Source organism: Psychroserpens luteus (assembly GCF_015319355.1).
GTDB classification, from domain to species: domain Bacteria; phylum Bacteroidota; class Bacteroidia; order Flavobacteriales; family Flavobacteriaceae; genus Psychroserpens; species Psychroserpens luteus.
This window is the reverse complement of the sequence record NZ_JADILU010000001.1, coordinates 405,202-420,763: the sequence shown is the minus strand read 5'-3', so window position 1 is coordinate 420,763 and position 15,562 is coordinate 405,202. Positions and strand designations below refer to the sequence as shown.

At 33.2% G+C, this 15,562-nt stretch carries 14 protein-coding genes; 10 read left to right on the top strand and 4 right to left on the bottom strand.

What is annotated here, in order from left to right; all coding sequences use genetic code 11:
• Positions 1-4: 4 nt before the first annotated feature.
• The 6 genes from IM744_RS01875 (at position 5) to IM744_RS01850 (ending at position 10,061) form a co-directional block, all read left to right on the top strand.
• Complete coding sequence (locus IM744_RS01875; RefSeq protein WP_194506383.1) at positions 5-1,648, top strand: DUF4270 domain-containing protein; 1,644 nt, start codon at positions 5-7, stop codon at positions 1,646-1,648.
• 6 nt (positions 1,649-1,654) lie between these two features.
• On the top strand, positions 1,655-3,502 hold the full coding sequence (gene glmS / locus IM744_RS01870; protein WP_194506382.1) for a glutamine--fructose-6-phosphate transaminase (isomerizing): 1,848 nt from the start codon (positions 1,655-1,657) through the stop codon (positions 3,500-3,502).
• Between the two features lie 197 nt (positions 3,503-3,699).
• Positions 3,700-6,474 (top strand): TonB-dependent receptor, encoded by a 2,775-nt coding sequence (locus IM744_RS01865; protein ID WP_194506381.1) that lies wholly within the window; start codon positions 3,700-3,702, stop codon positions 6,472-6,474.
• Positions 6,475-6,485: 11 nt separating this feature from the next.
• Positions 6,486-8,084 (top strand): SGNH/GDSL hydrolase family protein, encoded by a 1,599-nt coding sequence (locus IM744_RS01860; RefSeq protein WP_194506380.1) that lies wholly within the window; start codon positions 6,486-6,488, stop codon positions 8,082-8,084.
• 175 nt (positions 8,085-8,259) lie between these two features.
• Positions 8,260-9,768 carry a F0F1 ATP synthase subunit beta gene (gene atpD, locus IM744_RS01855; RefSeq protein ID WP_194506379.1) on the top strand — a complete coding sequence of 503 codons (1,509 nt, stop codon included), beginning with the start codon at positions 8,260-8,262 and terminating at the stop codon, positions 9,766-9,768.
• A gap of 17 nt (positions 9,769-9,785) precedes the next feature.
• On the top strand, positions 9,786-10,061 hold the full coding sequence (locus IM744_RS01850) for a F0F1 ATP synthase subunit epsilon (protein WP_194506378.1): 276 nt from the start codon (positions 9,786-9,788) through the stop codon (positions 10,059-10,061).
• A 68-nt stretch (positions 10,062-10,129) separates the two neighbouring features.
• Here the strand turns inward: IM744_RS01850 and IM744_RS01845 are convergent, their stop codons facing one another.
• The 4 genes from IM744_RS01845 to IM744_RS01830 form a co-directional block, all read right to left on the bottom strand.
• A complete protein-coding gene (locus tag IM744_RS01845; protein WP_194506377.1) occupies positions 10,130-10,570 on the bottom strand; it encodes a LexA family protein in 441 nt (146 codons plus the stop codon).
• A complete protein-coding gene (locus IM744_RS01840; RefSeq protein ID WP_194506376.1) occupies positions 10,567-11,823 on the bottom strand; it encodes a Y-family DNA polymerase in 1,257 nt (418 codons plus the stop codon). Before IM744_RS01840 ends, IM744_RS01845 begins: the two co-directional genes overlap by 4 nt.
• A 64-nt stretch (positions 11,824-11,887) precedes the next feature.
• Positions 11,888-12,094 carry a helix-turn-helix domain-containing protein gene (locus IM744_RS01835; protein WP_194506375.1) on the bottom strand — a complete coding sequence of 69 codons (207 nt, stop codon included), beginning with the start codon at positions 12,092-12,094 and terminating at the stop codon, positions 11,888-11,890.
• A gap of 2 nt (positions 12,095-12,096) precedes the next feature.
• Positions 12,097-12,573 (bottom strand): DUF2975 domain-containing protein, encoded by a 477-nt coding sequence (locus IM744_RS01830; RefSeq protein ID WP_194506374.1) that lies wholly within the window; start codon positions 12,571-12,573, stop codon positions 12,097-12,099.
• Positions 12,574-12,715: 142 nt separating this feature from the next.
• Between IM744_RS01830 and IM744_RS01825 the strand changes: the two genes are divergently transcribed.
• Genes IM744_RS01825 through bioD form a run of 4 tightly spaced genes read left to right on the top strand, consistent with a single transcriptional unit; the run spans position 12,716 to position 15,410 of the window.
• Entirely contained in the window at positions 12,716-13,243 is a 528-nt protein-coding gene (locus IM744_RS01825; protein ID WP_194506373.1) for a hypothetical protein, read from the top strand.
• Between the two features lie 7 nt (positions 13,244-13,250).
• Positions 13,251-14,399 (top strand): aminotransferase class I/II-fold pyridoxal phosphate-dependent enzyme, encoded by a 1,149-nt coding sequence (locus tag IM744_RS01820; protein ID WP_194506372.1) that lies wholly within the window; start codon positions 13,251-13,253, stop codon positions 14,397-14,399.
• A 15-nt stretch (positions 14,400-14,414) separates the two neighbouring features.
• Positions 14,415-14,792, top strand: coding sequence for a putative signal transducing protein (locus IM744_RS01815; RefSeq protein WP_194506371.1), 378 nt, complete (start codon positions 14,415-14,417; stop codon positions 14,790-14,792).
• Entirely contained in the window at positions 14,793-15,410 is a 618-nt protein-coding gene (gene bioD / locus IM744_RS01810) for a dethiobiotin synthase (protein WP_194506370.1), read from the top strand.
• The last annotated feature ends 152 nt before the right edge of the window (positions 15,411-15,562 follow it).

The window sequence follows — 15,562 nt, the reverse complement described above, 5'->3', positions numbered from 1 at the left end:
ATTTATGAAAAAAAGAAAAATTGCCCTAAGACATTTAGCATTACTAACCATTTTGCTATGCTCTTTTATTGCATGTGACAAAGATTTTGCAAATATCGACTCAGATATTATCAATAATGATAATGCTACTCATTTTGATACAAATGCAAGATTATTTGATGTTATTGCATATACAAAAGCGCTAGATCCAGTTCAAACAAATGCTCTACCAGTAAATCTTCTAGGTATTTATAAGGATCCAGGTGTTAGTTATGGCAGTAGTAAAGCAAGCTTCGTAACACAAATAACCGGTAATTCTCAAGATCCAGATTTTGGAGAAGAACCAGTTGTTGACTCTGTAGTTATGACGATACCTTATTTTAGTACTGCAACTGGTATTAATAGTATAACAGGCAATACAGAGTATGATTTAGATTCAATTTATGGATCAGGAACAATTAATCTATCAATCTATGAAAGTAATTATTTTTTAAGAGATTTTGATCCAACTGCTTCAGATATTAATGAACCTCAAAATTATTATTCTAACATGTCTACAGGTTCAAATACCATTAATAATACACAATTAGAAGGCACATTATTACACCAAATAATCAATTTTAGTCCTAATTCAAACCAAATTATCTTAGCAGAAGGTGAAGGTGATGATAGAGAGACAACTGCTATATCACCTGCATTAAGAATTAAGTTTAACGACAACAATTACTGGCAAGAAAAAATTATTAATATGGCTGGTGAGACTGAATTGAGTAATCTTAATAATTTTAATAATTATTTTAGAGGTCTTTACTTCAAAACAGAATCTAATATCTCTGAAGGCAGAATGACGATATTAAATATGGTATCCAGTAGTGCAAATATTATAATTTATTACTCTAGAGAACATTTTACAGAAGGTTTAGATAGAGTACAGTCAACTTTCACTTTCAATTTCTCAGGTAATACAGTCAACTTCTTATCAAATGATTTTACATTATCTAGCGGAAATGAAATAACAGGAGATGAAAATTTATATTTAAAAGGTGCTCAAGGGTCTATTGCAGAAATAAAATTATTTAATGGTGAAGACTTAGATGAAGATATTTCTACAGATAATACTTTTGAGTCATTCAAAAAAGAGTTTGTAGAAACTGATGAGGATGGAAACTTTGTAAGTTCAAAAAAACTAATCAATGAAGCTAATCTTGTTTTTTATGTTGACCAGGACAAGGTTAATGCTGGTGGAGACGAACCAAATCGTATATACTTATATGATATGAAGAACAATACTGTATTAGTAGATTATTTATTTGATAACGCAAATACAGTATCGCCAGAATTCTCTAGAATCTCCCATTTAGTTCCGTTAGAAAGAGAAAACAATGAAGCTATAGGTGATGGAATCAGATATAAAATTAGAATTACAGAGCATCTAAATAATTTAATAATTAGTGACTCTACGAATGTTAAACTTGGTTTAGCTGTTTCTGCAAATGTCAATTTAGAAGGAAGTTCAATACAGTATGATTTACTAAGCACTAATGATAATGATAAAGTTCCTGTAAGTTCTATCGTATCACCTAGAGGAACCGTTTTATATGGCAATAGCACTACCGATGATGACAAAAAACCATATTTAGAAATATTTTTTACCGAACCAAACAACTAAAATAATATGTGTGGAATAGTAGGCTATATAGGCCATAGAGAAGCTTACCCAATAATTATCAAAGGATTAAAACGTTTAGAATACAGAGGTTATGACAGTGCTGGTATTGCACTTTATGATGGTACTGATATTAAACTATCAAAAACAAAAGGTAAAGTTGCTGATTTAGAAAAACGTCTTGAAAAAGAGATTTCTACTACTGGTACATTAGGGATCGGTCATACGCGTTGGGCAACCCATGGTGTACCAAATGATGTTAATTCGCATCCTCATTATTCAAATTCTGGAGATTTAGTAATCATTCATAATGGTATCATAGAAAACTATGAATCTCTAAAGAAAGAATTGATTAAACGAGGATACACTTTTAAATCTGACACAGATACTGAAGTTCTAGTTAATTTAATTGAGGACGTCAAAAAAAATGAAAACACAAAATTAGGTAAAGCAGTACAGATAGCTTTAAACCAAGTTGTAGGTGCTTATGCCATTGCTGTTTTTGACAAAAACAAACCTAATGAAATTGTAGTTGCTAGACTAGGAAGTCCTCTTGCTATAGGTATTGGAGAAGATGAGTTTTTTATTGCAAGTGATGCCTCACCATTTATTGAATACACCAAAAATGCTATTTATTTAGAAGATGAAGAAATGGCAATTGTACGTCGTCATAAAGGTATAAAAATCAGAAAAATTAAAGATGACTCATTAGTTGCACCTTATATTCAAGAACTTCAATTAAATCTTGAACAAATTGAAAAAGGCGGTTATGAACACTTTATGCTTAAAGAAATCTATGAGCAACCGAGTGCTATTTTAGACACTTTTAGAGGTCGATTATTATCAAATGAAGCTATTATTAAAATGGTTGGTGTTGAAGATAATATGAAAAAATTTCTTAATGCTAATAGAATTATTATTGTTGCCTGTGGTACATCTTGGCATGCTGGTTTAGTTGCTGAATATATTTTTGAAGACTTAGCTCGTATACCTGTTGAAGTTGAATACGCATCAGAGTTTAGATATAGAAACCCAATCATTAATGAAAATGATGTGGTTATAGCAATTTCTCAATCTGGTGAAACTGCAGATACACTTGCAGCCATAAAACTTGCTAAATCTAAAGGCGCATTCGTTTTTGGAGTTTGTAATGTTGTGGGATCTTCAATTGCCAGAGAAACTCATGCAGGAGCTTATACACATGCAGGACCAGAAATTGGAGTAGCTTCAACCAAAGCGTTTACAACTCAAATTACTGTATTAACATTAATTGCACTTCGTTTAGCTAGAGCTAAAGGCACTATTTCAAGTTCAGATTATAGAATGCATTTATTAGAATTAGAGCTCATTCCAGAGAAAGTAAAAACTGCTCTTGAGTCTGACGCATATGTTAAAACCGTAGCTGCAATATATAAAGACGCCAAAAACTTCTTATATCTTGGAAGAGGTTATAATTTCCCAGTAGCTCTTGAAGGAGCGCTTAAGCTTAAAGAAATTTCTTACATTCATGCTGAAGGTTATCCTGCTGCAGAGATGAAGCATGGTCCTATTGCATTAATTGATGAAAACATGCCAATTGTAGTAATCGCTACAAAAAAAGGGCATTACGAAAAAGTTGTAAGTAATATTCAAGAAATCAAATCAAGATCAGGCAAAATAATTGGTATTGTAACTGTTGGAGATGAACAAGTAAAGAATTTAGCAGATCATGTTATTGAAGTTCCAGAAACCATAGAATCTTTAACACCATTATTAACTACAATTCCGCTACAACTCTTATCATATCATATAGCACTTATGCTAGGTAAAAATGTAGATCAGCCACGTAATCTTGCAAAAGCGGTTACCGTAGAATAGTTGAATCTTAATATATGTTAAAAATAAAGCCGAAAATGTGGATATCACATTTTCGGCTTTTATTTTTATGAATCACTTAAAAAAGACATTCATTTATTGTTAAAAATTACTATGCACGCATAATTTTTTCTCTTTTTTTCATTTCAGTACCATTAAATTATTTATATTGCTTTACTAAAATTAACTAAATCTCTAAAATGAAAACAATTTTCAAGATTATGATGCTGTTTTGCTGTGCTTTAACTTTTGCACAATCAACAACAGTAAAAGGTAAAGTCATCGATAATAATGGGATTCCATTACCAGGTGCAAATATCATTGTTGTTGGAACAACTACAGGTACAATTACAGATTTCGATGGTAATTACACTCTAGTTGTAAACCAAAACCCTCCTTTCTCTATAGAGGTAAGTAGTGTTGGCTTTAATAGTATCACAGAAGAAGTGACTACAAATCCACAAACCATTGATATCACAATGATAGAAGGAACTTCTCTTGATGAAGTAGTAATTTCTGCTTCTAGAACTCCTGAGCGTATTTTTGAATCTCCTGTTACAGTAGAGCGCTTTGGTATAAAAGAAATCAAAAACACATCTTCACCATCCTTCTTTGATGGTATTGAAAATTTAAAAGGTGTTGACATGAACACTAGTAGTTTAACCTTTAAATCAGTAAACACCAGAGGTTTTGCTGCTTTCTCTAATACGCGATTCATGCAATTAGTTGATGGTATGGATAATTCTTCACCTGCTTTAAATTTCGCTTTAGGAAATTTATTGGGAATGTCTGAACTTGATATTAATAGTGTTGAATTGTTACCTGGTGCATCTTCTGCATTATATGGAGCAAACGCATTCAACGGTATTATGTTCATGACCAGTAAAAACCCTTTTGACCACCAAGGTGTGAGCTTCTACGCAAAAACAGGAATAACATCTAGTGATAATGCTGGAGATAATAATTTTGTAGATGCAGGCGTGAGAGTTGCAAAGGCATTCTCTGATAAGTTTGCAGCTAAAGCTTCTGTCTCTTTCCTTAGCGGAACAGAGTGGTTCGCTACAGATTATAGAGATTTTGAAAATCCTGGTCAAACAAGATTAGATCCATCATTTGACGGTCTAAATATTTACGGTGACGAGGTATCAACTGCTTTAGATTTTGATGAAATCGCAGCTGGCGCATTACCAATCCCTGTATTAACTAATTACGGTTCTCAAACTGTAAGCAGAACAGGATACGAAGAACGAGATCTAATGGACTATAGCGCAGAGAGCTTAAAGGCTGATTTCTCTTTACATTTTAAGCCTTGGGCAAATGATTTTGAAATTATTTTAAATTCAAAAATTGGTAGAGGTAACACAATCTATCAAGGTGCAAATAGATATGCTATAAAAGACTTTTTTATGCAACAACATAAATTAGAAGTGAGAAATGATAATTTCTTTGCAAGAATCTACACTACAGCAGAAAAAGCAGCTAATTCTTATGATACAAGATTTACAGGTATAAATATTAATAGAGTATGGAAAACTGACAGACAATGGTTTACAGATTACGCAGGTGGTTTTATTGGCAACCTAGCTGGTCAGGGTGTTTTTGGGAATCCAACACAAGATGAAATCAATGCTGCACATTTAGCAGCAAGAGCTGTTGCAGATACAGGTCGTTTATTACCTGGAACTGCAGAGTTTGATGAAGCTTTTGATAGAGTAACTTCAGATGGGAATTTATCAACTGGATCTAGATTTACTGATAACTCAAAAATTTATCATGGAGATGTTAATTATAATCTTAGTCATTTAATAGAGTTTGCAGACATTCAAGTTGGAGGATCTTGGAGACAATATTCTCTTAATTCTGGAGGAACTATTTACACAGATAATGATGGCTCTATAGACTACAATGAATTTGGTGCATATACCCAAATACAGAAAAAAGTAATGGATGATCGATTAAAACTTACAGGATCTGTTAGATATGACAAGTCTGAATTTTTTGATGGCTTTATATCTCCTAGAGTTTCTTTTAACTATACTGCAGACGAAAATGACAAGCATAATTTACGTGGATCTTTCCAAACAGGTTTTAGAAATCCAACTACACAGGATTTATTTATAGGTCTTAATGCTGGACGTGCTATATTAGTTGGTTCTGCTCCTGAGAACTTAACGCGTTACACTGCGACTAGTTCACAATTAAGCACTGCTGGGCAATTAATCACTGGATCAAATACAGTGCCTTTAGATGGTGGTGATGCTTACTCTAATGCGTTTAGTTTAGCATCAGTAAATGCTGGTAATCCACAATCTGCGGATATTGCCTTAGTAAAACCAGAAAAAGTTACAGCATACGAAATTGGGTATAGAGGAAAAGTTAACAGATTTGTAATCGATATGAGTGTTTACTATAACGCTTATGAAGATTTCATCTCAAACAAAACAGTATTGACGCCTCTTTACGGAGAAGTTGGAGATAACACCTTATCATTATTAGCTTTGCAAAATGGTGATTATCAAGCGTACCAAACCTATACAAACTCAAATGCTGAAATTAATTCTTATGGTGCATCTATTGGTCTTGAAACGAAAATCCTAAATGGTTTTGATTTTGGAGTAAGTTATACATATGCTAAATTAGATTTCGATCAATCTGAAGATCCAGATTTTGAAACTAGCTTTAACACACCAGAACATAAAGTAAAAGCATCTTTTGGTAAAACAGATTTATTAAAAAACTTTGGATTCAATGTTAATTGGAGATGGAATGATTCTTTTTTATGGGAATCTACATTTGCTGATGGTATTTTACCAGCAAGAAACATTGTAGATGCTCAACTAAATCTTAATGTTCCTTCAATAAAATCAATTTTCAAAATAGGTGGCGCAAATATTCTTTCTCATGATTATGTCAGTGCACCAGGTTCTGGTCAAGTGGGAGCGCAATACTTTGTATCATGGACTATCAATCAATAAAAAAAATAATTATGAAAATAAATAACATTTGGCTTTTAGCTATCCTTCTTATAGGATTTACATCATGTGAAAGTGATGACGATACACTAGCAGATCCAGCAATTGAAGATCCAATTTCAGATGGTCCATCTCCAGTATATACAAGTGGAACAGCAGATTTTACAACATTCGTTGCAGTAGGTAACTCTTTAACTGCTGGATATTCAGACGGTACTTTATTCATGAGAGGACAAGAAACATCTTTTCCTAATATTTTATCTCAACAATTTGCATTAGCAGGTGGAGGAGTATTTACACAACCATCAATTAATGACAATGTTGGAGGTTTATTACTAGGAGGTACACAAATTACTGGACCAAGGTTAATATTTAATCCTGCGACTCAAACACCTGGGCCAATAAGTGGCACACCAACAACAGACATTACAAATATAGTTGCTGGTCCTTATAATAATATGGGAGTACCAGGAGCAAAAAGTTTTCATTTACTAGCTCCAGGATATGGAAACATCTCTAATTTCCCTGCTGCTGCAAATCCATACTTTATTAGAATGGCTTCAACACCAAATGCAACAGTTTTAGAAGATGCGTTAGCTCAAAACCCAACTTTCTTTTCTTTGTGGATAGGAAATAATGATGTTTTAGGATACGCAACTTCTGGAGGAGATGGATCAAATCCAATAACAGATCAGGCAACATTTGATGGTGCAATGACTGCTTTAGTATCGTCTCTAACAGCAAATAGTACTAACGGTATTATTGCTAATATTCCAAATGTAGCAGATACTCCATATTTTACAACGGTACCATATGCACCTTTAGACCCAACGAATCCTTCGTTTGGACCTCAAATACCAACGTTAAATTCGGTTTTTGGTGCTTTAAATCCTATTTTTCAAGCTATAGATCCAAGTAGAATAATTGTGTTTTCTCAAACAGCTGCTAGCCCAGTTGTTATTCAAGATGAAACTTTGACGAACATAGCGCCACAAATTTTTGGTACTTTAATGGCTAGCGCAACATTTCCTGCGTTTATTAGTAATTTTGGTCTTGATGGAAACAATCCTCTTGTAGTACAATCAGCTGCTGGATTATTAGCCAATCTTTACGGTCAATCTAGACAAGCGACTTCTAGCGATTTAATTGTTCTACCTAGTAGTTCTATAATAGGAACCGTAAATCAAATGACTGCTGACGCATTAGTACAAGCTGGTTTACCAGAAGCAGTAGCTGGACAATTCTCTACAGAAGGTGTTACACTTCCTTTAGAAGATAAATGGGTATTATTACCTTCAGAACAAACAGAGATTCAAAATGCAACAACAGCATTTAATCAAACTATTGCTAATCTTGCAACACAATATGATTTAGCCTTTTTTGATGTAAATACATTTTTTAGCAATGTCGCTACAAGTGGCTTCCAAGCTGGAAGTGCATTTATGACTGCAGATTATGTAACAGGAGGAACATTTTCTTTAGATGGTGTTCACCCATCTCCTAGAGGTTACTCTGTAATTTCTAACCAAATGATAGGTATTATTAATACAAAATACGGTTCTAATTTACCAACGGTAAACCCTGTAGACTATACAGGTTTGTACATAGATTAAATATAATTTTTATCACTACAAAACACCATCTTTCTAAAGTAATGAAAGATGGTGTTTTTTTATACTGAAAAAAGCCAAAATATAGACTTTAGTTTTAAATTAAAAATTATATCTTTGCAGCGCGAAAAACGAATGTTTTTTCAATTGAAATATCTAAACATTAAACACATAAGTAATGTCAAAAGTTACAGGTAAAGTTGCACAAATAGTAGGTCCAGTTATCGATGTTGAATTCGAAGCAGGTTCTGAACTTCCAAAAATTTACGATTCTTTAGAAATTAAAAAAGCAGATGGATCTCTTTTAGTACTAGAAGTACAATCTCACATTGGTGAAGATACAGTTCGTACAATTGCGATGGACTCTTCTGATGGTTTAAGTAGAGGAACAGAAGTTACAGCTACTGGTGCTCCTATTCAAATGCCAATTGGTGGAGATATCTACGGACGTCTTTTTAACGTAATTGGAGATGCAATTGATGGTTTAGGTGATTTACCTAAAGCAGGTGATGCAGGTTTACCAATTCACAGACAAGCACCTAAGTTTGAAGATTTATCAACATCTACAGAAGTTTTATTTACTGGTATTAAAGTAATCGATTTAATTGAGCCTTATGCAAAAGGTGGTAAAATTGGTTTATTTGGTGGTGCTGGTGTAGGTAAAACTGTATTAATTCAAGAGTTGATTAACAACATTGCAAAAGGACACGGTGGACTTTCTGTATTTGCTGGTGTAGGTGAGCGTACTCGTGAAGGTAATGATTTACTTCGTGAAATGTTAGAATCTGGAATTATCAAGTATGGTGATGACTTCATGCACTCTATGGAAGAAGGCGGATGGGATTTATCTAAAGTTGATAAACCTGGAATGAAAGATTCTAAAGCAACTTTCGTTTTCGGACAAATGAATGAGCCTCCTGGAGCTCGTGCTCGTGTAGCACTTTCAGGATTAACTATAGCAGAATATTTCCGTGATGGAGCTGGTGATGGACAAGGAAAAGATGTACTTTTCTTCGTAGATAACATCTTCCGTTTTACACAAGCTGGATCTGAGGTTTCTGCATTATTAGGTCGTATGCCTTCTGCGGTAGGTTACCAACCAACATTAGCAACCGAAATGGGTGCAATGCAAGAACGTATTACTTCAACTAAAAAAGGATCTATTACATCTGTACAAGCGGTTTACGTACCTGCAGATGATTTAACCGATCCTGCTCCTGCTACAACCTTTGCTCACTTAGATGCAACAACTGTATTATCTCGTAAGATTGCTGAGTTAGGTATTTATCCCGCAGTAGATCCATTAGATTCTACTTCTCGTATCTTAGCAGCAGATATTTTAGGTGATGAGCATTATGATTGTGCAACTCGTGTTAAAGAGTTATTACAACGTTATAAAGAATTACAAGATATTATTGCCATCTTAGGTATGGAAGAATTATCTGAAGAAGATAAAATGGCAGTAAACCGTGCACGTCGTGTACAACGTTTCTTATCTCAACCTTTCCACGTAGCAGAACAGTTTACTGGTCTTAAAGGTGTATTAGTTGATATTAAAGAAACAATCAAAGGATTTAACATGATTATGGATGGTGAATTAGATCACTTACCAGAAGCTGCGTTTAACCTTAAAGGAACTATCGAAGAAGCTATTGAAGCTGGAGAGAAAATGCTTGCAGAAGCTTAATCTAAAATTACAGAAACATGCTTTTAGAAATTGTATCACCAGAAGCTACATTGTTTAGCGGAGAAGTTACTAGCGTAACGCTTCCTGGCATAATGGGTGAGTTTGAATTGTTAAACAATCACGCACCTGTCATCTCTTTATTAAAAGAGGGTAACGTTAAAATTAATGGTAACATTACTTTAGAAGAGGAAGTTGAAAAATTATTCAATAAGTCTGATAAAGGATTTTGGTTACCAATATCTTCTGGAACACTTGAAATGAAAGATAATAAAGTGATTGTATTAGCAGACTAAGCAATTCTTTATTTATACATATAGAAAACGCCAAACTTAATGTTTGGCGTTTTTTTGTTTTAATTTATTTAAACCTTTTTAATCACATTGGTAACAATACCCCAAATCAAAAAGTTATTATCTTCTGTGATATTTATAATAGGATAATTTGGATTCTCTGGCTGCAACCATACTTCACCATCAGAGACACGCAATCGTTTTACCGTGAATTCACCATCTAGAAAACAAACCGCTATTTTATTATTTACAGGCTCAAGACTTCTATCGATAACTAATAAATCATTATCATCTAGTCCTGCTCCAATCATAGATTGCCCACTAACGCGAGCATAAAACGTGGCTTCTTTATTTTTAACGAGCTCCTCATCTAATGATAAACGTTGTTCTTTAAAATCCTCCGCTGGTGATGGGAAACCTGCCGAAATTCCTGCATCAAATAATTGTGCTGCTGCACCTTCAATGGCTTCTGGTGTAAAGAAAGTTAAACTTCCTGATTTTTGTGCTATCATTTTACTACAATAATATCGTTAATATTCGTGGTATATCTTGGTGATAATCGTTCTTGACGCATTTTCCAAGTGCGTTTTAAATCTTGACTCCCTAATTTAATTTTATGACTTTTATATTTTGTATTTAAACTATCTATAGACTGCATCAAAGGTTGATGTTTAGGATTTTCAGCATCAAATAAATGCAATTGATGATTATCTGTTGGTACTAAACCTGTAACAATCACACCAGCACGTTTGTACTTTATTCCTGATTTAAAGATAGACATTACAGAATTAACTGCACAATTACTTATAATCAAAGATGAATTTGTTGGGTAAGATAAATTAACACTTTGACTAGCACGATGTTGCTCTAAGTCTCTTTTGTGTCTATCGCTACTTAAAGTAACAATAATCATATGACAACTAGAGCCTTGTTTTCGCAATTTTTCAGCACAACTTGTAGCAAATGTAGAGATGCGCTCTTTTATATTGTCTAAATCTGAATACGTGTATTCAAAGCTTCTCGTTGTAGCAATAGCATTTTTGTTTTTAGGCTCACCTAATCCTATTTTAGAGTTCCCTTCTAAATCTTTTTTTAGTTTCCACTCAGTAATTGAAAATGTTTTACGAACCCAATCGTCAGATAGTTGTGTAAAATCATAAGCTGTTTTACAACCTTTGACTTCTAGTCGCTTTGCTAAACGACGTCCAACTCCCCAAACATTGCCAATTTTAGTCCATTTTAGAGCTTTGATTCTTTTCTCTTCAGAGTCTATAACGTAAGTTCCTTTTGTTTCCTTCGGAAATTTTCTAGCCACCTTATTTGCAACTTTAGATAATGCTTTCGTAGGTGCTATTCCAACACAGACCGGAATTCCTGTCCACTTTAAAATACGTGTTCGCATCTTATTTCCGTAGTCATTAAAATCATAGTTTTCAAACCCTTTGAATTCTAAAAAAGATTCATCTATACTATACACTTCAACATCTGGAGTAAACTGTCTTAGAATATCCATCACACGACTACTCATGTCACCATACAAAGGATAATTTGACGATAAGACATGAATTTTGTTTGCCTTACAAAAGCTTTCCCATTTAAAAATAGGCGCTCCCATTGGCAAGTCTAAGGCTTTAGCTTCATCGCTACGTGAAATTACACAACCATCATTATTACTAAGAATAGCAATAGGTTGTCCTTCTAAATTAGGGTTGAAAACACGCTCGCAAGATGCATAGAAATTATTACAATCAACGAGTCCAAACATATGTGTAAATATACAACAAATGTTTAGCTTATTTGTTTTCTATTTTTAGTTCAATTGTTAAAATTTAATTTTCAATATATTCTAAAATATCTGCTGGCTGACAATCTAAAGCTTCACAAATAGCTCCTAAAGTAGAAAACCGAATCGCCTTAGCCTTACCCGATTTTAAGATAGATAGATTTGCAGTTGTTATACCAATAATCTCTGCCAAGTCTTTGCTTTTCATTTTACGCTTAGCCAGCATCACATCAAGATTAACTACTATTGGCATAATTATATGGTTAGGTCGTTTTCTTGTTTTAAAAGATTTCCGTTTTGCAATATATCTGCAATAATATAGAGACTAAATCCTATAATCATTAAAAGAAAACTTTGTCCCATTTCCCCAAGAAATAAAACTTCTTCTGAACGAAAAAGCAATACCATGCTAAACACAAGGTTCAAAAAACCTGAGATTAAAAACAGTTTTCCTGCAGTTTTAAATTTAGTAGCACTATAAGCATTGAAGAAACCTTCTTTTATAATTTCTCCTAATCCGTTTTTTATAAATAATAAACCTATAAATGTCAATACAGAAAAAACTAAACCAACAAACTGTGTATAATAACCAAAAATGAAATCTTTATATAGATGTTCAAATGGCTCAATGAAATCTGTAAAAAAAGTGAGGTACGCATCACCTAAGAAATGTATTAAGTAAATCACGATTAACACAACCACAAAACCGTTTAAGAATTTTATTTTGTTCATAATTAAATCAATTTTATTATCGTTTAACAATAACAAATGTAATAAAATTATTGATAAACAATAATTTTTTATTTAAAATGAGTAAATATATTGGAGTTTTAGTTTCATTGGTTTACTCAAAGCATTATCTATATTTGTAGCTATGGATGGAATTATTAGATATTCAAGAAAAGTACCTTTATGGAAAATTATTCTAGGATTGGCTGCAATATTTGTTGGTCTTCTAGGCTTGGCTTCTCTAGTCTATTTTGCAGTAGTTCCTCTTGTCTTTGGATTTATGATGTTAAAAACAGATGGATCTGAAATAGATTTAGAATCAAAAACTTATAGAAAAACAGATTCAATACTAGGTTACAGTATAGGAAAATGGCAATCACTTGAAAATCCAGAATATGTTTCAGTATTCAATACAACAGAAAACATCACCGTTAGAGTTATAACCGCAGAAACGACAAATAGCTTTCCTATAATAGTTGTCAATATTTTTTATGACAGAAATAAAAAAATAACTGTTCACAAAACAGAAGACATTGAAAATGCTTTTAATGCTGCTTCTCATATTGCAGATGCCTTATCAATAGACCTTTTAGACGCTACGGTAAAAAACGATTATAAATGGGTTGATAAAATAGCATTCAGAGAAACAGGCAACATTATTTATACAGATTAATCTAAAGATGCTACCAAAAAAACTCCAAAACAAACTCAATTCTAGAACTCAAGACAACGCGTTTAGAAATCTAGGAAAACCTAATACTTTAGTAGATTTCTCTTCTAATGATTATTTAGGGTTTTCAAAATCAAATACTATTTTTGGTAATACGCATCAATACTTATTAGACCATAATCTCAAACAAAATGGAGCAACAGGTTCTCGATTACTATCTGGAAATCATCAACTTTTTACTCAAGTAGAGCAACAAATAAGTGATTATCACAATAGCGAAACTGCGCTCATTTTTAATTCTGGTTACGATGCCAACTTAGGTTTTTTCTCATGTGTTCCTCAACGAAATGATATTATTTTGTATGACGAATTTTGCCACGCTTCCATTCGTGATGGTATCAAAATGGGTAACGCAAAAGCTTACAAGTTTGAACATAATGATTTGAAAGCGTTAGAAAAAGAGATTCTTCGCTTCGCTCTGAATGACAACGACATATATGTCATCACAGAATCTGTCTTCTCAATGGATGGTGATTCTCCAGACCTAAAGCGATTATCTAAAATTTGTCAAGAAAACAAAGCCAATTTAATCATTGACGAAGCTCATGCTATTGGAGTATCTGGACAGCATGGCAACGGATTGGTAAATGAACTCCAACTAGAAGATTCCGTTTTTGCAAGAATCATAACCTTTGGTAAAGCATTGGGTTGTCATGGTGCAGCTATTTTAGGCAGTAACGATCTTAGAGATTACCTCATCAATTTTTCGAGACCTTTTATTTATACTACTGCTTTGCCTCCACACTCTTTAGCAACCATAAAAGCAGCTTATGATGAACTTACCATTCAAAATGTAAACGAAGAATCTCAAATCAAGAACCTCCAACTAAACATTAATTTTTTCAAGTCTGAAATTAAACGACTCCAACTTATGGAATTGTTCATTAAGAGTGATTCTGCGATTCAATGTTGTATTATCTCCGGAAATGATCTGGTCAAGCAAATTTCCGAAGCACTAAAACACAATGGTTATGATGTAAAATCTATCTTATCACCCACTATTCCGAAAGGAAAAGAGCGTTTACGCTTTTGTTTACATAGTTTTAATTCTTTTAAAGAAATAACAGAAGTTCTACAGTTACTTGCTACTTTTGTTTAAAATCAATTCACATTTATGATCGATAATTATAAGGTGCTTACAGCATTTCCATATTCAACCGAAGCACAGATCACAAAATCTAAGCTAGAATCTGAAGGCATTACTGTAATGCTATTAGATGAAAAAACTGTAGACTCAGATCCTTTAATAAGTCAAGCCATTGGAGGTGTAAAATTGTTAGTAGCAGATGATGATTTTGAAAAAGCGCTACAAATTTATAACGAGATAAGGCCTTATGAAGTTGATGCAAATGAAAACCCTATACATTGCCCATCTTGCAATTCTACTCATATTTTAATTGCTCCTTTAGAACGTAAAAATCTATTTTATATGCTATTTCCTTTCTTTGAAAAGACAAAATACATTTGTAATAATTGTAAAACAATATTTTAAATGAACACCTATTTCATCACAGGAATTAGTACAGAGGTTGGCAAAACAATAGCATCTGCAATTATAACCGAATCCTTAGAAGCCGATTATTGGAAACCTATTCAAGCTGGAGAATTAGATAATTGTGATACAAAAAAAGTACAGCGTTTAATCTCGAACACCAACTCTAAATTTCACGAGAATAGTTATGCGTTAAACACACCAATGAGTCCGCATGCTGCTGCAGATATTGATCATATCACCATAGAACTTAAAAACATTAAACCGCCTAAAACCAAAAACCATTTAGTGATAGAAGGTGCTGGCGGACTTTTAGTTCCTATAAATACTAAAAACACGATTTTAGACCTCATCAAACCAAATTATAAAGTAATTGTAGTGTCGAGACACTATTTAGGCAGTATTAATCACACGCTTTTAACCCTTAATCTATTAAAAGAAAAAGGATTTGATGTCGCTCTTATTTTCTCCGGAAATGAGCACAAAACAACAGAAGATATCATCACAAAAATGACTAACGTTAAAGTTATTGGTCGTATTGAAGAAGAACCTTATTTTGATAAAAATGTAGTTTTGGAGTATGCTGAAAAATTTAAAGACCATTTAAAGTCATTATAGAAATCACAAAAGATTGTCCTCTCAGGAATGACAAAAACAATTAATTTTGTTATCAGAAAGTAAGAGTGAAAAATTAGTATAAAGACAAACCCAAATCTAGAAACTTTAAATTATTAAATAATGAGGTACTGAACCAAGTTCAGCATGATGTA